The sequence below is a fragment of the Micromonospora sp. BS32 genome, from assembly GCF_059089345.1.
The window spans coordinates 65,459-82,729 of record NZ_JBSSHR010000005.1 but is presented as its reverse complement, the minus strand read 5'-3'; the positions used below and the strand labels follow the sequence as shown (position 1 = coordinate 82,729).

Here is a 17,271-nt window from a genome sequence, read left to right as displayed (position 1 = left end):
GCTGGTCAGGGCCGGGCCGGCAGCGACGCGGGCAGCCCGAACGCGGCGAACTCCGCCACCTCCAGGAACGAGGTGATCGCCGCGATCCGGCCGCCCCGCACCGTCAGCACGTTGATCGACCAGGCGCGGTACCCGCCGGACTCGCCGGGTCCGCGCAGGTAGGAGGCGACGGCGGGCTGCCCGTTCGCCGCGGTGAGCCGGTGCCGCCAGCCGCCGCAGCGGGTCAGCGGCAGCTCCCGGGCGAAGTCGCGCACCGCGTCCACGCCCCGGTACCAGTGCGGCATCGGCGGCATCGACCAGGTGACGTCCTCGGTGAGCAGCGCGACCAACGCGTCCGCGTCGCCGTTCTCCAGCGCGGTGGCGTAGCTGGTGACGAGGGCCCGCAGCCCGGCGTCGCCGAGCTGGTGCAGGGCCCGCTGCTGGCTGACCGGCGGCACCCGGTCGGCGACCATCCGGCGGGCCCGGGCCAGCGCCGAGTTCACCGAGGTGGCGGAGGTGCCCATCATGGCGGCGATCTCGGCGGCGGAGAAGCCGAGCACGTCGAACAGGAGCAGCGCGGCGCGCTGGTTGCCGGGCAGGTGCTGGAGGGCGGCGACGAAGGCCAGCTCGACGGCCTCGCGCTGCTCGTAGCGTACGTCCGGCGCGGCCGGACCGGCGGGCAGCCCGGCTTCGGGGTACGGCCCCAGCCAGGCGACGTCGCCGGCCGGCGCGTTGTCCAGCACGGCGCGCTCGCTGGCCGGGCCCAGGTCCACGGGCAGCGCCCGCCGGGCCCGGCCGGCGGCGAGGTCCAGGCAGGTGCGGGTGGCCACGGTGTAGAGCCAGGAGCGCAGCGAGCTGCGCCCCTCGAAGCGGGGCAGCGCCCGCCAGGCCCGCAGCAGCGCGTCCTGCAGGGCGTCGTCGGCGTCGTGGCGGGAGCCGAGCATCCGGTAGCAGTGCGCGTGCAGCTCCCGCCGCAGCGGCGCCACCAGGTCGGTGAACGCGGCGGGGTCGCCGGCGCGGGCCCGGACCAGGTCGGCCGCCGCCGGCGTGGCGGCCTTCGCGAAAGTCACGCTCACAGCGACGATTCTGCCGTACGACGGAAGTCTCCACCGTGAACGCATCGCACGCCACGACCCGGGAGAGCCGATGAGCACCACATCCGCCGACAACGTCACCGTCGCGACCCTCGAGATCCCCGACGGAATCCTGCACTACGAGGTACGCGGCCAGGGCCCACTGGTGGCGCTGGTCGCCGCGCCGATGGACGCCGGGGCCTTCGCCCCGCTGGCCGACCTGCTCGCCGTCGACCACACCGTCCTCACCACCGACCCGCGCGGCATCGGGCGCAGCCGGCTGCACGATCCGGAGAGCGACTCCACCCCGCAGCTGCGCGCCGACGACGTCCTGCGGCTACTGGCCCACCTCGACGCCGGGCCGGCCGCGGTGCTCGGCTCCAGCGGCGGCGCGGTCACCGTCCTCGCCCTCGCGCAGGCCCACCCGGAGGGGGTGCACACCGTGATCGCCCACGAGCCTCCGCTGATCGACCTGGTTCCCGACCGCGACGAACTGCGCGCCCGGGAGGACGACATGATCGCCACGTACCTGGCCGGCGACCGGCTCGGCGCCGGGCGCAAGTTCCTCGCCTCGGCCAACATCCACCTTCCGGAGGAGATGGTCCTCGCGATGTACGGCGGCGAGCCCGCCCCGCAGGCCGCCGCCGACGAGCGCTTCCAGTACCTGCACATGCTCAGCCTCACCACCCGGTTCCAGCCTGACGTCGCGGCGCTGCGCGCCGGTCCGGTCCGGGTCGTCGTCGGCATCGGCGAGCACTCCGCCGGTGAGCTCTGCGACCGCAGTTCCCGGGCGCTGGCCGACGCGCTCGGCGTCGCGCCGACGATGTTCCCCGGCGGCCACATCGGCTTCGTGCAGGACCCGGCGGCCTTCGCCGCCCGGCTGCGCGAGGTGCTCGCCCACGGCTGAGCCCCCGAAGATCACGTTTCGACCCCGATCGGGCGTCGGATCCGACCGCGCCGTTGACCGGTCCGGGCCGGTTCCTTTGTGCTGTGCGCGGGCGGGACCGCCCGGATCGGGGGACAGCACGATGGAATCCACGGCACCGCCACCGCCACCGCCACCGGCGCCGCGACCGCACCGGTTTCAGGGGTGGCTGGCGGTCGCGCTGGCCGGGGTGCTGGTCGGCGGGGTCGCCGGGGTGATCATCTGGCGGACGACGACCGCCACCCGGTCCCCGGCACCCGCCGAGGCTGCCGCGCCGGTCACGGCCCAGGAGCTGTTCGCCGGGCTACCCGCCCGGCTGCGGCCGCCCGCCGCCCCGCCCGACCTGCCCACCGACCGGCCGGTGGGACGAGCGGCCCTGCTCTACCAGATCGAGGACCCCGACGGCTTCGACGAGAAGACCGGCACCTTCTCTCGACGCCCGATCTACCTGGTGACCGCCTCCGGTGAACAGTTCGGCGTCGGGCTGACGCCGGCCACCCTGGGCAAGCCCGCCCAGTCGCTCTCCCCGGACGGGCGGTGGCTCGCCGTACGCCGGGACGGGCAGTGGTGGATCCGCGACCTCACCGGGGCCACCGAGCGGGCCGTCCCGCCCGGGTACGAGTTGTCGCAGTGGTCGACCGACTCGGGCGCGGCCCTGCTCGTCCAACTCTCCGCCGCCGGCCAGGCGTACACCGCGCTCACCCTGCCCGGCGGGAAGCTGCGCCCACTGGCGGCACGGGGGGAGCAGCTCAGCTCGGTGGCGGCCTTCCTGGACGGGCGTCAGCTGGCCACCGTGGACCTCGGCGTCGGCGGCCTGAACTGGCGGCCGCTACGCCAGCTCACCGTCACGGTGCGGGACGTCGACGGGGGCGCCACCCGGTCGGTGTCGCTGGCCACCGCCGACCAGCTGCGCCACGGCGAGTTCTACAACGCGATCATCCCGCTCGTGCGCGGCGGCGGCGAGCCGCCGACGGCGTGGGTGATGCTCACCCGGCAGGAGCAGGTCCCGACGGGCCAGCCGGAGGGCGCGCCGGCGGTGCCCGCGACGGCGGTGGTCGGGGTCGACCTGCGCTCCGGCCGACCGGCGGGCCGGATCGACCTCGTGGCGTCCCGGCGCGGCGCGGGGGAGCACTTCCTTGGCCTCGCCGGCGCCGAGCTTCTCCTGCAACGCTGGACCGCCGGCGCCGTCGAACTGGTCGCCGCCGACCCGACCACCGGCCGGCGTCGGATGCTGACCTCGCTGCCCGACGAGGCGCGGGTCCTCGTGCCCGGCGACCTGTGGTGACTCCGCCCGGACGCCGCGCGGGCGGGCCGGGCGGTCAGGAGCCCGACGGCACTCCGGCCTCCAGCTGGCCGATCATCGGGGCGAGCAGGTCGTCCAGCTGACGGACCAGCACGGTGACGGCGCGCCGGGCGGCCGGGGCCACCTGGTCCGTCGGGCCGTCCGGCGCGGGCGGCAGGTCGTCGAGCGGGACCGGCGCCTCCACCAGCAGCGTCGCCCGCAGGTGCGGGGCGCGGGTGAGGTCCTGCTCGGACGGCGGCGCGTACTGGCCGAAGAGTTGCGGCCAGTCCCGCCAGCCGCGGTCGTGCCCCCACTGCCGGCTCCAGGTCAGCTCCGCCGGCCAGGGCGCCACCACGGTCACCGCGCAGATCAGGCTGCCGTCCCACGGGCTGCGCTGGCAGTCGGCGGCCACGATCCGCCGGTGCCAGCGGACGAACCCGGGGGCCAACCCGGTGGCCAGCCGCCAGGCGGCGACCGCGAACGTCACCGGCGCGATGTCGCCCCAGGCGTCGCGGAACTCGTCGATCCGCCGGCACACCTCGGCGTCGTACCGGCTGCGGCCGTCGGCGGCGTGCTCGCGGTCGACCTGCTCGTCCAGCCAGAACGCCCGTACCGCTCGCATCGCACGTCCTCCCGCCGGACGGTCGGTCGAGGGCCATCATCGCACCGTCCGGGGCGCCGTACCGGCGCCGCGCGGCCCCCGGCCGCCCGATCGGGGCGGTCCCGGGCGGCCTTCCGCTCCTGGGGGACCAACGCCCCTGGCGGCGTCGCCGGCCCGGGCCGAACCTGGAGTCAGGACGACGGAGGTGGATCGTGAACCCGATCAGGGCGCTGCTGTACGAGGTCAAACGCCGGATGTACCCGGGTGATCGGCCGGGTCGACTGGCCCGGGTGATGATCCGGGCCGACGCCGCCCAGTTCGCCGCCGGCCGGCTCTCCCCGCGCCGGGCCGTCACCCTGGAGGTGACCGGCCGCCGCACCGGTCGGACCGTCGCCGTGCCGGTCGTGGTGACCGACCTGGACGACGAGCGCTACCTGGTGTCCATGCTGGGGCGCGACGCCAACTGGGTGCACAACGTCCGGGCGGCCGGCGGTCGGGCGGTGCTGCGGCGCGGGCGTCGGGAGCCGGTGCTGTTGCGCGAGGTGCCGGTGGCCGACCGGCCGCCGATTCTGCGCCGCTACCTCGACCTGGCGCCGGGCGCCCGTCCGCACGTGCCCGTCGACCGGCGCGCCCCGCTGGCCGACTTCGCCGCGGTCGCCGAGCGCCACCCGGTCTTCCATGTCGTCGCGGCTCCTCGCTGACCCGTAGGTCACCCGCCGCGGTAGCCTCGGGCAATCACCGGCGGTCGGCCAGCCGGGCGGCGCGCGCGTACAGGTAGCGCTGGCGGGGCAGGTTCATCGCCCGCCGGGCCGCCCGCTCGTACGCCGCGCGGGCCCCGTCGAGGTCGCCGGCCCGCTCCAACAGGTGCGCCCGGGCGGCGTGCAGCCGGGCGTCGTCGGCGATCCGCGGGTCGCCGTCCAGCCCGTCGAGCAGGGCCAGTCCGGCGGCGGCGCCCCGGGCCATCGCCACCGCCACCGCGTGGTTCAACGCCACCACCGGGTTGTCCGCGATCCGCAGCAGCAGCGCGTACAGCGCCTCGATCTGCGGCCAGTCGGTCGCCGCGGCGCTCGGCGCCTCGTCGTGCACCGCGGCGATCGCCGCCTGCAGCTGGTACGTCCCGACGTCCCCGCGCGGCAGCACGTCGTCGAGCAGCGCCACGCCCTCGGCGATCTGGTCGGCCCGCCAGAGCCGGCGGTCCTGCTCGGCCATGGTGACCAGCTCCCCGTCGGCGCCCACCCGGGCCGGCCCGCGCGCGTCGGTGAGCAGCATCAACGCCAGCAGGCCGGTGACCTCGGGGTCGTCGGGGAGCAGCCGGTGCAGCATCCGGGTCAGCCGGATCGCCTCCGCGGAGAGGTCGACGCGGCACAGCCGGGGGCCGGCGGTGCTGGCGTACCCCTCGGTGAAGACCAGGTAGAGCACGTGCCGCACGGCGTCCAGGCGGGCCTCCCGTTCGGCCGCGCCGGGCAGCGCGAACGGCACGCCGCTGTCCCGGATGCGCTGCTTGGCGCGGGTGATCCGGCGGGTCATCGTGGCCTCGGGCACCAGGAAGGCGCGGGCGACCTCGGTGGTGGTCAGGCCGCCGACCGCCCGCAGGGTCAGCGCGATCTGCGCCGGCGGCGGCAGCGCGGGATGGCAGCAGAGGAAGAGCAGTACCAGGCTGTCGTCGTCCGGCTCCCGCCGGTCGGCCGGGGCGGCGTACGCCGGCAGGGCGCGGGCCACCTCGTCCTCCCGGCGCCGGCGGGCCTGCTCGGCGCGGAGCAGGTCGGTGAGGCGGCGCGACGCCACGGTGATCAGCCAGCCGCGCGGACTGTCCGGCAGGCCCTCGGCCGGCCAGCGGGTCGCGGCCGCCAGCAGCGCCTCCTGGACGGCGTCCTCGGCGGTGTCGAAGTGCCCGTAGCGGCGGACCAGCGCGCCGAGGACCTGCGGCGCGAGGGAGCGCAGCAGGTCCTCGACGGGGGACGGGGTCACCGGACTGTCAGCCGTCGAGGTCCTCGATGCCGTCGGCGACCGGGCGCACGTCGACGTACTGGTCCTCGGCGGCCGGGTCGACGAAGCGGGCGGCGATCTCGGTGGCCCGGTCGAAGCTGGCGCACTCGACCACGGTGAAACCGGCCAGCACCTCTTCCGTCTCCGGGTACGGCCCGTCGGTCACCACCGGCGCGCCGCCGCGCAGCCGGACCCGCCGGGCGTGCACCGGCGCGGTCAGGCCCCGCCCGTCGACCAGTTCCCCGGACTCGGCGAGGTCCTTGTGGACCGCATCCATGTGGGCGTGCATGGCGGCGACCTGCTCGGCCGTCATCGGCGGCCGGCCGCCGGGGCGCCCGGCCATCGCGTCGTAGTCCTGCTGCGAGCCGTACAGCATGATCAGGTACTTCACGGTCTCTCCTCTCGGCCGGCCCCGTGCGGGCCGGGCAACAGGGACGTCGGAGCCGGGCGGCCGTTGCGGACACCCGACCAGGCCGAGACTAGGCGACCGTCAGCCCACGACGCCGGAGGCGAGCAGCGCGGCGGTGGGCAGGGCGAGCAGCGCGCCGCCGTCCAGGTGCGCGGCGCAGAGCTCGTCGTAGCGACGGCGCAGCCTTTCCCGTACCGCCGGGGTCTGCCGTTCCAACAGCAGGCCGGGCAGGCCCAGACCGCTGGCCGGCCCGGACCACCAGTCGTCGGGGTCGGCGCGGTGCGTCCAGCGCAGGGTCACGCACCGTACCTCGGTCAGTCCCGCGGCGGCCAGCAACCCGCCGAGCCCCTCTTCGGTGCGGGCGAAGTCCCGGCCCGCCGGTAACCGGGGCAGCTCACCACCGGCCACCCCGGCGAACACCGCACCCCAGAGGGCCTGCAACGGCGGTGCCGGGTACGGCCAGATCGTCACCGCCACCCGGCCGCCCGGGCGGACCGTCCGACGCAGCTCCGCCACCGTGGCCGCCGGGTCACCGACGTGGTTGACCACGAAGTTGGCCACCGCGGCGTCCACCGCCGCGCCCGCCACCGGCAGGTGCGGCAGCGCCGCGCGGACCGGCCGGGCGGTGGGCACGGCCGCGCGGGTCAGCGCCAGCATGCCCGGCTCGGCGTCGACCGCGACCACCGCGGCGCCCCGATCGGCGGCCCGCGCGGTCACCGTCCCGGTGCCGCAGCCCACGTCGAGCACCCGGCCGCCGGGCCCGACGCCCGCCGCGTCCAGCAGCGCCTCCACCGGGTACGCGCAGAGCAGCGCGAAACTGCGCCGGTATGCCTCCGCGCGCCCGGCCCACCGATTCCGCTCATGATCATCGAAGCTGGTCATGGCTGGGGAGACTAGCGGGCCGGTCGTACGGTGGACGCGTGACGACGACGGCGTGGGTGGCGCTCGCGGTGTTCGGCCTCGTGCTCGTGGGGGCGTTCGGTTGGGTGGCCTGGCGCGACCGGGCACGGGTCCAGTCCGCTGAGGACCACACGGCAGCGCGGGCCGCGCTTGTGGCGCAGCAGCGCGACGAGCGCGCCCGGCATGCCGCTCAGGCCAATGTGATCCACCGGGGTCAGGATCCCCACTGATCGCGGTGTCCGCTGCGGCCCGTGGCCGGTGCGCTCCACGCCCGGCATGATCGACCCGTCGCCGGGGTATCGGACCGCATCGGCTCGCACGCTGGGGAGGACAACTGTGACGGCACGCTCGGGACGACGGTCGCGCGGGCCACTGGCCGCCGCGCTGGTGGCGTTGGTGGTGGCCGCCGGCTGCGCCGTCGGCGGGGTGGGGCAGAGCGGCCCGGAGCAGCCGCGGGAGCCCCGACCCCAGCAGTCCGGCCCGGCCGCCTCGCCGGGCGCGCAGACCACCCGCCCCGACGGCACCAAGAGCGTCGAGGAGTTCAAGGGCGACATCGACGACGCGGTGACCATCGCGCAGCGCTACTGGACCGCGCAGTTCAAGGCGTCCGGGCAGCAGTTCCGCCCGATCCGCCGGATCGTGCCCTACCAGCGTGCGGGCGAGGTCTCCTGCGGCGGGCAGGGGCTGCCCCGCAACAACGCGGTCTACTGCTCGCAGGGCGACTTCATCGCCTACGACGTCAACTGGTCGGTGTCCGCGTTCCGGCAGGTCGGCGACGCGTTCGTGTTCTACCTGCTCGGTCACGAGTACGCCCACGGCGTCCAGGTCCGCCTCGGCATCCGCTACAACTTCACCATCCAGCAGGAGTTGCAGGCAGACTGCATGGCGGGGGCGTACCTGGGCGACTCGGTGCGCTCCGGCGTCCTCACCCTCGACCAGGGTGACCTGGACGAGTTCCGGGAGGGGCTGCTCGCCGTCGGCGACGACCCCGACCAGCCGTGGTTCGCCGAGGGCTCCCACGGCACCGCCGAGCAGCGCACCGACTCCTTCTTCCGGGGCTACGAGAAGTCGCTGGACGCCTGCGACCTGAGCTGAGGCCGGGTCAGGAGCGGAGCTGACAGCGCGATCACCGGCCGGGGCGCATCCGGTCGGCGAGGAAGTCCTCCCAGCCGCGCCGGCCGACGGCCCGGTCGGGGGCCAGGTTCGCGCCGGCCCGCAGCGCCCGGGCGGCCCCACCCGGCACCGGGACGGGCACGATCGGCCGTCGGCGGCGCCCGGTGGCGCGCAGGTAGCCGCCGACCAGCTCGTCCATCCCGTACACCCGGGGGCCGGCCAGGTCCGGCACCTGGCCGGCCGGCGGGTCCAGGGCGAGTGCCACGAGCCGGGCGGCCACCTCGCCGGCGTCGACCGGCTGGAACCGGAACCCGGCCGGTACCGGGATCACCGGTAGCTTCGCCAGCTGCCCCAGCACGGTCGCCATCAGGTCGTGGAACTGGGTGGCGCGCAGGTTGGTCCACGGCAGGCCCGAGTCGGCGACCACCTGTTCGGCGCCCCGCTTGGCCGCGAAGTAGCCGAACATGGCGCGGTCGACGCGGCCGGTGACCGGGATCCGCTCGGCGCCCACCACGGAGATGTTCACCAGGTGCCGGACGCCGGCCCGGGACGCCGCCCGGACCAGGGTGCGGGCCTTCTCCTCGTCGCCCTTGGCGCTGCCGGCGCAGTGCACGACCGTGTCGATCCCGGCGAGCGCCGCCTCGATCCCCGCGCCGCTGTCCAGGTCGCCGGTCACCTGGTCGACGCCGTCGGAGGGCTCGTGCCGGTGTCGGCTGAGCACCCGGACCGGGCGGCCGGCGTCGCGCAGCAGGGGCACCACATGGCGCCCGAGGGTGCCGGTGCCGCCGGTGACCAGAACGGTTGACGTCATGACTCTCTCCAGTTCGCCGGCCGGGGAATCGGTCCCCGGTCACACCCACCGGATGTCGTGGGTCTACTACTCAGACACCTGCGGGGAAGGGCGTGTGACACGGTGGACGATCAGCAATGGCTGGCGGAGCGTTTCGAGGAGCACCGGGGCCGGCTGCGGGCGGTGGCCTACCGGATGCTCGGCTCGGTGAGCGAGGCGGACGACGCCGTCCAGGACGCCTGGCTGCGGGTCGCCCGGGCCGGCACGGGCGAGGTGGAGAACCTCGAGGCCTGGCTGACGACCATCGTGGCGCGCGTGTGTCTCAACGTGCTGCGCTCCCGGACCCGCCGCCGGGAGGACCCGCTGGACGTGCACGTGCCCGAACCGCTCATCAGCCCCGCCGCGGGCGTCGACCCGGAGCAGGACGCCCTGCTGGCCGATTCGGTCGGGCTGGCCCTGCTGGTGGTGCTGGAGACGCTGACCCCGGCCGAGCGGCTGGCGTTCGTGCTGCACGACCTGTTCGCGGTGCCGTTCGAGGAGATCGCCGTGCTGGTCGACCGGTCCCCGGCCGCCGCCCGCCAGCTGGCCAGCCGGGCCCGCCGCCGGGTCCGCGGCCAGGCCCCGGCGCCCGATCCCGACCCCGGCCGGCAACGTGACGTCGTCGACGCGTTCTTCGCCGCCTCCCGGGACGGCGACTTCGACGCCCTCGTCGCCGTCCTCGATCCCGCCGTCGTGCTGCGGGCCGACGCCGGCCCGGGCGGCCGCGGGACCGTCACGATCCACGGCGCGCGCCAGGTCGCCGCGCAGGCGATCATGTTCCGTGGGCTCGCCCCGTTCGTCCGGCCGGCGCTGGTCAACGGTGCCGCCGGGGTGGTGGTCACCGCGCCGGGCCGGGTGCTGTCCGTCATGGGCTTCACCGTCACCGCCGGCCGGGTGATCGCCATCGACGTGCTCTCCGACCCGGAACGGCTGGCCGCGCTCGACGTCACCGCCCTGGACCGGTGAGCACGGCCGGTGGCTTTGATCTGCGTCACCGTGGCGCACCCGGCGACCACCGCGGCGGCGCCCGGTTGGCAGGATCGGGGCAGCCACCGCACCCCGGGAGGATCCGCTGAGCAGCCCACACCCCGCCGCCGTGCTCTTCGACATGGACGGCACGCTGGTCGACAGCGAGAAGCTCTGGGACGTCGCGCTCCAGGAGTTGGCGGCCGAGTACGGCGGAACCCTGTCCGACGCCGCCCGGCAGGCGATCGTCGGCACCAGCATGGCGGCGTCGATGCGGATCCTGCACGACGACCTGGGCCAGCCGGACCGGGATCCGGAGGTGAGCGCCGCCTGGATCAACGCCCGCATCCTGGAGCTGTTCCGCACCGGCCTGAGCTGGCGGCCGGGCGCGTTGGCCCTGCTCCGGGCGGTACGCGCCGCCGGCATCCCGACCGCGCTGGTCACCTCCAGCGGCCGGCCGCTGGTGGAGGTCGCCCTGGACACCCTGGGGCGGGACAGTTTCGACGCGGTGGTCTGCGGCGACGAGGTGGGCGCGGCCAAGCCGCATCCGGAGCCGTACCTGACCGCCGCCGGGCTGCTCGGTGTGCCGATCGGGCGGTGCGTGGCGATCGAGGACTCGCCGACCGGGGTGGCCAGCGCGCTCGCCGCCGGCGCCGCGGTGCTGGCCGTACCGCTGGAGGTGTCGATCCCGCCGGCCGATGGCGTACACCAGGTGGAGAGCCTCACCGCCGCGGACCTGGAGCTGCTGGCGGCGCTGCTGGGGGAGCCTCCGGCCTGAGCGGGCGGGTCACCCCCTGCCCCAGCGCCCGCGCGTCCCCCCGTCACATCCTCACCCCCGTGCCGTCCCCGGCAGCCCCAGCCTGTCAGGTCGGCCGACGCCGCGGTCGCGATCGGGTGATTCGGTCGCTGGACGCGCGACGGCCCCCGCACACTCCGGTGGCGGGGGCCGTCGCGTGGTGCCGGGTCAGTCGTGGGCGATGGCGCCCAGCACGTTGATCCGGGCCGCCCGGATCGCGGGGAGCACCGCGGCGATCACGCCGATCAGCGCGGCCAGGCCGAGGAAGAGCGCCATCTGGCCCCAGGGCAGCCGCAGGTCGGTGATGCCCTCGTCCTTGAGCGCCCGGACCACCGCCGCGCCCAGACCGGTGCCGACCGCCAGTCCGAGCAACGCGCCGAAGATCGAGATCACCACCGCCTCGACGGTGATCATCCGCATGGTCTGCGACCGGCGCAGCCCGATCGCCCGCAGCAGACCCAGCTCGCGGGTCCGCTCCAGCACCGACAGGGCCAGGGTGTTGATGATGCCGAGCACCGCGATCACGATGGCCAGGGCCAGCAGGATCTGGATCATCCGCAGCGGGGTGTCCAGCTGGCTGGTCTGCTGCTTGATGAACGCGTCCCGGTCGGCCACCGACACCTCGGGGCTGTCCGCGAGCAGCGTCTCCACCTGAGGCTGCACGTCGGCCACCCGGGTGCCGGGGGCCAGCTGCACGAAGCCCTGGATCGGCTGCGGGATGGCGAAGTTCCGCGTCGCCTGGGGCGGCAGCACCACCGGGTTGGTCAGCTGGGTGCTCTCGTAGATGCCGCTGACCGTGTACGTGCGGGCCTCCCCGCGCGACAGCTGCACCGTCACCGTCGAGCCGACCGAGACGTTCCGCGCCTTGGCGGTGTCCGAGCTGAACAGCATCTGGTCCGGGCCGAGCCGCCCGATGTCACCGGCGGTGGCCTTCGCCCCGAAGATCCGCTCCAGCGCACTGACGTCGCTCGACGCCGCCACCCAGGTCCGGCTGCCGTTGACGGTGGCCATGTCGCCGTACTCGCCGTCGACCAGTTGGACGCCCGGGATCGCCGCGGCCTTCTCCAGCACCGCCGGGTCGAAGCTGGGCGGACGGGGGCCGCTCTGCGCCCCGGCGATGACCAGTTCGGCCTTGATGGTGTCCGCGGCGACCTTGCTGATGCTGCCCTTGGCCGAGTCGAGGATCACCGTCACCCCGGTGACCAGGGCGATGCCGACCATCAGCGCGGCCGCGGTGATCGCGGTGCGGCGCGGGTTGCGCCCGGAGTTGAGCCGGCCCAACTTGCCCGGCACCGACCAGGCGAAGATCGCCCCCAGCAGCGAGACCACCGGCCGGCTGATCAGCGGGGTCAGCAGCGCCACGCCGATGAAGGCGAAGAGCACGCCGCCGAGGATGGTGGCCAGGGTGTTGTCACCGGCGTGCCCGCCGAGGCCGAGGAAGAGCAGCACCGCGCCGATAGCGGTGACCACCCCGCCGGCCACTGTCACCTTGGTCAGCGGCCGGTCCGGCGTCGCGACGTCCTGCATGGCGGCGATCGGCGGGATCCGAGCCGCGCGCAGCGCCGGCAGCAGCGCCGCCACCACGGTGATCAGCAGGCCCACCCCGAACGCGCCGATCACCGCCGCCGGTGGCACCCCGAGCCCGGCCAGGCTGAGCCCGCCGGCCAGCTTGCCGAACAGGTACGCCAGCAGCGCGCCGACACCGATGCCGGCGGCCAGCCCGAGCACCGAGGCGATCAGGCCCACCATGATCGCCTCCAGCACCACCGACCCGATGATCTGCCGGCCGCTCGCCCCGAGGGCCCGCATCAGGGCCAGTTCCCGGGTCCGCTGCGCCACGATGATCGAGAAGGTGTTGAGGATGAGGAAGGTGCCGACCAGCAGCGCCACCGCGGCGAAGCCCAGCAGCACCTTGTTGAAGAAGGACAGCCCCTCCTTCAGGCCGGCGGCCTGGTCGGCGGCGGCCTGCTCGCCGGTCTTCACCTGGTAGCCGTCGCCGAGCGCCGCCGCGACGTCGTCGCGCAGCCGCTCCGGGCTGACCCCGTCGGCGGCCCGGACGCCGATGCTGGTGAAGGTGCCCGGTTCGCCCAGCATCAGCCGCTGCGCCACTCCGGTGGTGAAGGCGACCTCGTTGACGCCGCCGATGCTGCTGCGCCCACCGCTGTAGCCGAAGACGCCGACCAGGGTGAACTCCTTCTTCGGCTGCAGGGTCAGCACGCCGACCCGGTCGCCCACCTTCACCTTCGCCGCGTCGGCCAGTGCCTGGTTGATCACGATCTCGCCGTCGGACCGCGGCTCGCGGCCCTGGCGCAGCTCCACCAGCTCGCCCTCGCCGACCCAGTTCTCGCCCAGCTGCGGCGGCCCGAACGAGGTCACCACCTTGCCGTTGCTGCCGATCAGCCGGGCGCCGTCGGCGTTGACCAGGCCGGTCACCTTCGCCACGCCGGGCAGCCGGCGGATCTGCTCGACGGCGGCCGCCGGCACCGGGGCGGGCACCTGCTCGCCCTCGGTCTCACCGAGGGCGACCTTCGGCTTGCCCTCGACGTTGACGTCGACCTCGGAGAAACCGTCGGCGAAGACCGCGTCGAACGACCGGCCCAGGGTGTCGGTGAGCACGAAGGCCCCCGAGACGAACATGACGCCCAGCACCACCGCCAGACCGGACAGCAGAAGGCGTACCTTCCGCGCCAGCAGGCTCTTCCACGTCGCGCGGAACATCAGTGACCCACCTCGGCGGGAGCGTCGAGCTTCTTCATGGTGTCCAGCACCGTGTCCGCGGTCGGCTCGATCAGCTCGGAGACGATCTGCCCGTCGGCCAGGAAGATCACCCGGTCGGCGTACGCGGCGGCGGTCGGGTCGTGGGTGACCATCACGATGGTCTGGCCGTGCTCGCGCACGGAGTCGCGCAGGAACCGCAGCACCTCGGCGCCGGACCGGGAGTCCAGGTTGCCGGTCGGCTCGTCGGCGAAGATCACGTCGGGGCGGGAGACCAGCGCCCGCGCGCAGGCGACCCGCTGCTGCTGGCCACCGGAGAGCTGCGCCGGCCGGTGACCCAGCCGGTCCCGCAGACCGACCGTGTCGATCACCGTGTCGTACCAGGCCGGGTCGGGCCGGCGGCCGGCGATCGACAGCGGCAGCACGATGTTCTCCTGCGCGGTCAGCGTGGGCAGCAGGTTGAACTGCTGAAAGATGAAGCCGACCTTGTCCCGGCGTAGCTTCGTCAGGCCGGCGTCGCCCAGCCCGGTCACCGTGGTGTCGCCGATCGACACGGTGCCCCGGGTGACCGAGTCCAGCCCGGCCAGGCAGTGCATCAGCGTCGACTTGCCGGAGCCCGACGGGCCCATGATGGCGGTGAACCGGCCGCGCTCGAACTCGGCGCTGACCCCCCGCAGCGCGACGACCTGCGCCTCGCCGCTGCCGTACACCTTCCACACGTCACTGGCCCGGGCCGCGGCCTGCGCCTGCCGGCCTACCGTCGCGGTCACGTTCATCTACCTCTTCCGTCTGCCTGCGGCACCCACCGCCCCCGCTGGTCGGTGGGGTTGATCCCATCCTCGACGCCGTACCGCCCGGATCCCTCCGCCTCCGGGGTGACCCGGGGCGGATTTCCCGCTGCGGGTCGGCCCCGACCCCGGCTCAGGGTTGCCCCTGAGCCGTCGACGGTCGACCGTGATTCCCGCACCCCGGGACAGCGCAAGCGTCGACGCTAGGACCTGACGCCACGTCATGGTCAACCCCGCCGCGCCGTCTTTCGTCACGGTAGGTGACAAAGGCAACGGCGCCGTCGTCCGGAGGGCGACTCTCCACGTACGCCTGGCGTAGTAGCTGCTGCGGACTGCCGGGGCGTATCCCAGGTCTACCGGCGAACGCGATGCCGGCTGCGACGGTGATGCGGCGCTTCGGGCCGACCGGGCCGTCCGCCGACGGGCTGCACGCGCCTCCTGTGGACCTGCCGGCCACCCGCAGCGGTCAGCGTCGCGCCGCGTGAGCGCGTCCGAGGGCGCCGGCCCGGCCCCACCGACCGGGGATGTGGAGCAGCTCAATCCGGCCCATGCCCGTGGGCACGGCCGGTCTGGTCACGAGGTGGTCCCCGCGCGGCTCCATTCCGAGCATGGTCCGCAGCAACAGCAAAGGGGTGCCCGTGGACCACGCCTGTGGACTGCACGCCGTGGGGTACAGGACCGGGTACCTGGTCAGCGTCCGGTCGTATCCGCCGAACGCCTCCGGCAGCCTGCCGTCGAAGAACCCGGCGGCGTCGAGGATCCCCGCGGCGATGCGTCCCGCCTCCTGGGTGAAGCCGTAGCGCCGAAGGCCCCAGGCGATGAACGCGTTGTCGAAGGGCCAGACGGTGCCGACGTGGTACCCGAGCGGGTTGTACCGCCCCTCCCCGTCGGCCAGGGTGCGCACGCCCCAGCCGGAGAAGAGTCGGGGGCCGAGCAGGTGTTCGGCGATCTTCGCGGCGCGGGATTCCTCGACGATCCCGCTCCACAGCAGGTGGCCGATGTTGGAGGAGAGCGCGTCGACCTGGCGGCCGTCGCCGTCGAGGGCGAGCGCGTAGTACTCCCCGTCGGCGACCCAGAAGTCCCGGTTGAAACGTTCCTTGAGCTCGGCCGCCTCCCTTTCGAGCCGGTCGGCGTACGCGGGGTCGTTCCAGAACTGGCGGGCCAGCCGGGCGCCGCGGATCTTGGCGTCGTAGGCGTAGCCCTGCAGTTCGCAGGTGGCGCGGGGCAGGCTGGGCAGCCGCCCGTCGCGGAAGGAGATCGAGTCCCAGGAGTCTTTCCAGCACTGGTTCTCCAGGCCGGTTGTCTCGTTGCGCCGCTGGTACCAGACGTAGCCGTCGCCCATCAGGTCGCCGTACTCGTCGATCCAGTGGAGTGCGGCTCTGGCCGGCCGCTCGAGAAGCCGCACCGCGGTGCCGTCTCCGGTCCACCGCTCGTACTCGTCGAGCAGGATCACGTAGAGCGGAGTGGAATCGGCGCTGCCGAAATACGACGAGTGCGGCTGCTCCTCGAACCCGGCCGTCTCCCCGTACCGCAGTTCGTGGAGGATCTTCCCCGGCTCCTCCTCACGGAAGTCATCCAGGACCATGCCCTGCAGCAGGGCCAGCAGGCGCAGCGTCGTGGCCGCGAGGTCCGGAGTGAAGGGCAGTGTCTGCAGGCTGGTGAGGATGCTGTCCCGACCGAAGATTGCCATGAACCACGGCAGCCCGGCGGCGGGCAGGGCATGCCCGGCGCCGGTCAACGGCATGAAACGCAGCGCGGCGAGATCAGCCAGGCTGCGCCGGTAGGTCATCGCCAGCGTAGGAGAGTCGCAGGTCAGGCGGGGTGCCTCCGCGAGCCACCGGTCGAGATCCTGCCGCATCTGCTGCCCGGACCGGCCCGGTGTGCCCTGCAGGCTTTCCCGAAGATCACGTCCGTCAACGCCCAGCGTGTGCACCCGCACCTCGGTGACCCACTGGCCGTGCGGTTCGAGCCGGACGTCGTACGTCAGTCCCTGCTCGTCGACCCGGGCCGGCGCGGTGGAGGAGACCAGCGTCTCCCGGCAGAACGTCTCCCGCTTGTAGCCGAGACGCAGGCACCCGTCCTCGATCCGGGTGTAGTACTCACCTCTCTTGTCGCGCACGTCCTTGATCTCGAAAAGGTCGGCGAAGTCGCTCTCGACGTCGATCCGGATCCGCAGGTCGACCGTTTCGCGTTCGTGGTTGATCACCGTCAACCGTTCGGTGAAGCTTCTGCCGATCGAGCGCTCCCGAATGACTGCGACTCTGGTGTCGACGAGCGGAGTCGGGACTGTCGCCACGACGAAGAAGCGTGCCTCGAAATACTCGACTTCGTCGGCGGTGAGCGCGCTGACCCGCTCACCGTTGATGGACAGCACCCACCTCGACAGGAATCGGGTGTCGAACGAGAAGAGACCGGTCGGGATGGTCGGAGACGCGTCGATGTCGCCGGTCTCGTCACTGACCACGAACGTGTTGCCGTCCAACAGGCGGATGAGTTCGTCGCTCATGACGGCCGTTTCCGCTCCCGGGCGAACTCCCTCGGGTGGTGCGCGCCGGGCGGCCCCGGCATGATCCGCTGGAGGAGGCGGGCCAGCCGCACGTCGCCCTCCGTTCTGAGTTCGTTACGCACCCACGCCGTGTAGATGTTCGACCTGCCACTGACGATCCGGTCGAAAACCGCCCTGCTGCCGTGGACGAGGCAGTCGGCCTCACTCTCCTCGTCCCGCGAGACGCGGACATCGCCGCGTTCGATCACCAGGAACCAGCGGTCGACCTCGTGCTCGTGTGCGAGGTCGAACCGGAGGGACCCGGTGGCCTCCTCGAGAAGGGGCTCGTGGCGGCGGCGGCCGAGCGCTTCGAAGAAGCTCGCGGTGGGATTCGACATGAGCCTCCCCCCGATCAGTTCCGACC

General features: G+C 74.0%; 17 protein-coding genes. 7 read left to right on the top strand and 10 right to left on the bottom strand.

The features are described 5' to 3' along the window. Window positions 1-5: 5 nt before the first annotated feature. Window positions 6-1,055 (bottom strand): sigma-70 family RNA polymerase sigma factor, encoded by a 1,050-nt coding sequence (locus tag AC5RWQ_RS10080; protein WP_494282467.1) that lies wholly within the window; start codon window positions 1,053-1,055, stop codon window positions 6-8. A 70-nt stretch (window positions 1,056-1,125) separates the two neighbouring features. On the opposite strand from AC5RWQ_RS10080, the gene AC5RWQ_RS10075 reads away from it, so the two are divergent. Continuing rightward, window positions 1,126-1,959, top strand: coding sequence for an alpha/beta fold hydrolase (locus tag AC5RWQ_RS10075; RefSeq protein WP_494282466.1), 834 nt, complete (start codon window positions 1,126-1,128; stop codon window positions 1,957-1,959). 121 nt (window positions 1,960-2,080) lie between these two features. After that, complete coding sequence (locus tag AC5RWQ_RS10070) at window positions 2,081-3,262, top strand: hypothetical protein (protein ID WP_494282465.1); 1,182 nt, start codon at window positions 2,081-2,083, stop codon at window positions 3,260-3,262. A gap of 34 nt (window positions 3,263-3,296) precedes the next feature. Here the strand turns inward: AC5RWQ_RS10070 and AC5RWQ_RS10065 are convergent, their stop codons facing one another. Next, window positions 3,297-3,881 carry a hypothetical protein gene (locus tag AC5RWQ_RS10065; RefSeq protein ID WP_494282464.1) on the bottom strand — a complete coding sequence of 195 codons (585 nt, stop codon included), beginning with the start codon at window positions 3,879-3,881 and terminating at the stop codon, window positions 3,297-3,299. A 191-nt stretch (window positions 3,882-4,072) separates the two neighbouring features. Between AC5RWQ_RS10065 and AC5RWQ_RS10060 the strand changes: the two genes are divergently transcribed. Continuing rightward, on the top strand, window positions 4,073-4,561 hold the full coding sequence (locus tag AC5RWQ_RS10060) for a nitroreductase family deazaflavin-dependent oxidoreductase (protein ID WP_494282463.1): 489 nt from the start codon (window positions 4,073-4,075) through the stop codon (window positions 4,559-4,561). Between the two features lie 34 nt (window positions 4,562-4,595). Here AC5RWQ_RS10060 and AC5RWQ_RS10055 read toward each other — a convergent pair whose 3' ends face one another. The 3 genes from AC5RWQ_RS10055 to AC5RWQ_RS10045 form a co-directional block, all read right to left on the bottom strand. Next, window positions 4,596-5,828, bottom strand: a complete 1,233-nt coding sequence (locus AC5RWQ_RS10055; RefSeq protein WP_494282462.1) for an RNA polymerase sigma factor — start codon at window positions 5,826-5,828, stop codon at window positions 4,596-4,598. A 7-nt stretch (window positions 5,829-5,835) separates the two neighbouring features. Further along, window positions 5,836-6,237: a YciI family protein gene (locus tag AC5RWQ_RS10050; RefSeq protein ID WP_494282461.1), complete on the bottom strand. Its 402-nt coding sequence runs from the start codon at window positions 6,235-6,237 to the stop codon at window positions 5,836-5,838. A 99-nt stretch (window positions 6,238-6,336) separates the two neighbouring features. Next, entirely contained in the window at window positions 6,337-7,137 is an 801-nt protein-coding gene (locus AC5RWQ_RS10045) for a class I SAM-dependent methyltransferase (RefSeq protein WP_494282460.1), read from the bottom strand. 38 nt (window positions 7,138-7,175) lie between these two features. Between AC5RWQ_RS10045 and AC5RWQ_RS10040 the strand changes: the two genes are divergently transcribed. Continuing rightward, a complete protein-coding gene (locus AC5RWQ_RS10040) occupies window positions 7,176-7,385 on the top strand; it encodes a hypothetical protein (RefSeq protein ID WP_494282459.1) in 210 nt (69 codons plus the stop codon). A gap of 106 nt (window positions 7,386-7,491) precedes the next feature. After that, window positions 7,492-8,250 carry a neutral zinc metallopeptidase gene (locus AC5RWQ_RS10035; RefSeq protein ID WP_494282458.1) on the top strand — a complete coding sequence of 253 codons (759 nt, stop codon included), beginning with the start codon at window positions 7,492-7,494 and terminating at the stop codon, window positions 8,248-8,250. Window positions 8,251-8,281: 31 nt separating this feature from the next. Here the strand turns inward: AC5RWQ_RS10035 and AC5RWQ_RS10030 are convergent, their stop codons facing one another. Further along, window positions 8,282-9,079, bottom strand: coding sequence for an SDR family oxidoreductase (locus tag AC5RWQ_RS10030; RefSeq protein ID WP_494282457.1), 798 nt, complete (start codon window positions 9,077-9,079; stop codon window positions 8,282-8,284). Between the two features lie 102 nt (window positions 9,080-9,181). On the opposite strand from AC5RWQ_RS10030, the gene AC5RWQ_RS10025 reads away from it, so the two are divergent. Both AC5RWQ_RS10025 and AC5RWQ_RS10020 read left to right on the top strand, forming a co-directional pair. Next, on the top strand, window positions 9,182-10,063 hold the full coding sequence (locus tag AC5RWQ_RS10025) for a sigma-70 family RNA polymerase sigma factor (protein ID WP_494282456.1): 882 nt from the start codon (window positions 9,182-9,184) through the stop codon (window positions 10,061-10,063). A 130-nt stretch (window positions 10,064-10,193) separates the two neighbouring features. Next, window positions 10,194-10,841 (top strand): HAD family hydrolase, encoded by a 648-nt coding sequence (locus tag AC5RWQ_RS10020; RefSeq protein ID WP_494282455.1) that lies wholly within the window; start codon window positions 10,194-10,196, stop codon window positions 10,839-10,841. Between the two features lie 186 nt (window positions 10,842-11,027). Here AC5RWQ_RS10020 and AC5RWQ_RS10015 read toward each other — a convergent pair whose 3' ends face one another. The 4 genes from AC5RWQ_RS10015 to AC5RWQ_RS10000 form a co-directional block, all read right to left on the bottom strand. Continuing rightward, the gene (locus AC5RWQ_RS10015; RefSeq protein ID WP_494282454.1) at window positions 11,028-13,577 is read right to left on the bottom strand and encodes an ABC transporter permease; all 2,550 of its coding nucleotides are present in this window, start codon (window positions 13,575-13,577) and stop codon (window positions 11,028-11,030) included. Continuing rightward, the gene (locus AC5RWQ_RS10010) at window positions 13,577-14,344 is read right to left on the bottom strand and encodes an ABC transporter ATP-binding protein (RefSeq protein WP_334491987.1); all 768 of its coding nucleotides are present in this window, start codon (window positions 14,342-14,344) and stop codon (window positions 13,577-13,579) included. The genes AC5RWQ_RS10015 and AC5RWQ_RS10010 overlap by 1 nt, the downstream gene beginning before the upstream one ends. A 484-nt stretch (window positions 14,345-14,828) precedes the next feature. Continuing rightward, window positions 14,829-16,868, bottom strand: coding sequence for an amylo-alpha-1,6-glucosidase (locus tag AC5RWQ_RS10005; protein WP_494282453.1), 2,040 nt, complete (start codon window positions 16,866-16,868; stop codon window positions 14,829-14,831). Continuing rightward, window positions 16,865-17,245 carry an SCP2 sterol-binding domain-containing protein gene (locus tag AC5RWQ_RS10000; protein ID WP_494282452.1) on the bottom strand — a complete coding sequence of 127 codons (381 nt, stop codon included), beginning with the start codon at window positions 17,243-17,245 and terminating at the stop codon, window positions 16,865-16,867. The genes AC5RWQ_RS10005 and AC5RWQ_RS10000 overlap by 4 nt, the downstream gene beginning before the upstream one ends. Window positions 17,246-17,271 lie beyond the last annotated feature (26 nt).

Bases quoted from the DNA above. Each gene is read 5' to 3' on its own strand.
- AC5RWQ_RS10075 (WP_494282466.1), top strand. From the start codon at position 1,126: ATGAGCACCACATCCGCCGACAACGTCACCGTCGCGACCCTCGAGATC.
- AC5RWQ_RS10070 (WP_494282465.1), top strand. From the start codon at position 2,081: ATGGAATCCACGGCACCGCCACCGCCACCGCCACCGGCGCCGCGACCG.
- AC5RWQ_RS10065 (WP_494282464.1), bottom strand. From the start codon at position 3,881: ATGCGAGCGGTACGGGCGTTCTGGCTGGACGAGCAGGTCGACCGCGAG.
- AC5RWQ_RS10045 (WP_494282460.1), bottom strand. From the start codon at position 7,137: ATGACCAGCTTCGATGATCATGAGCGGAATCGGTGGGCCGGGCGCGCG.
- AC5RWQ_RS10030 (WP_494282457.1), bottom strand. From the start codon at position 9,079: ATGACGTCAACCGTTCTGGTCACCGGCGGCACCGGCACCCTCGGGCGC.
- AC5RWQ_RS10015 (WP_494282454.1), bottom strand. From the start codon at position 13,577: ATGTTCCGCGCGACGTGGAAGAGCCTGCTGGCGCGGAAGGTACGCCTT.
- AC5RWQ_RS10005 (WP_494282453.1), bottom strand. From the start codon at position 16,868: ATGAGCGACGAACTCATCCGCCTGTTGGACGGCAACACGTTCGTGGTC.
- AC5RWQ_RS10000 (WP_494282452.1), bottom strand. From the start codon at position 17,245: ATGTCGAATCCCACCGCGAGCTTCTTCGAAGCGCTCGGCCGCCGCCGC.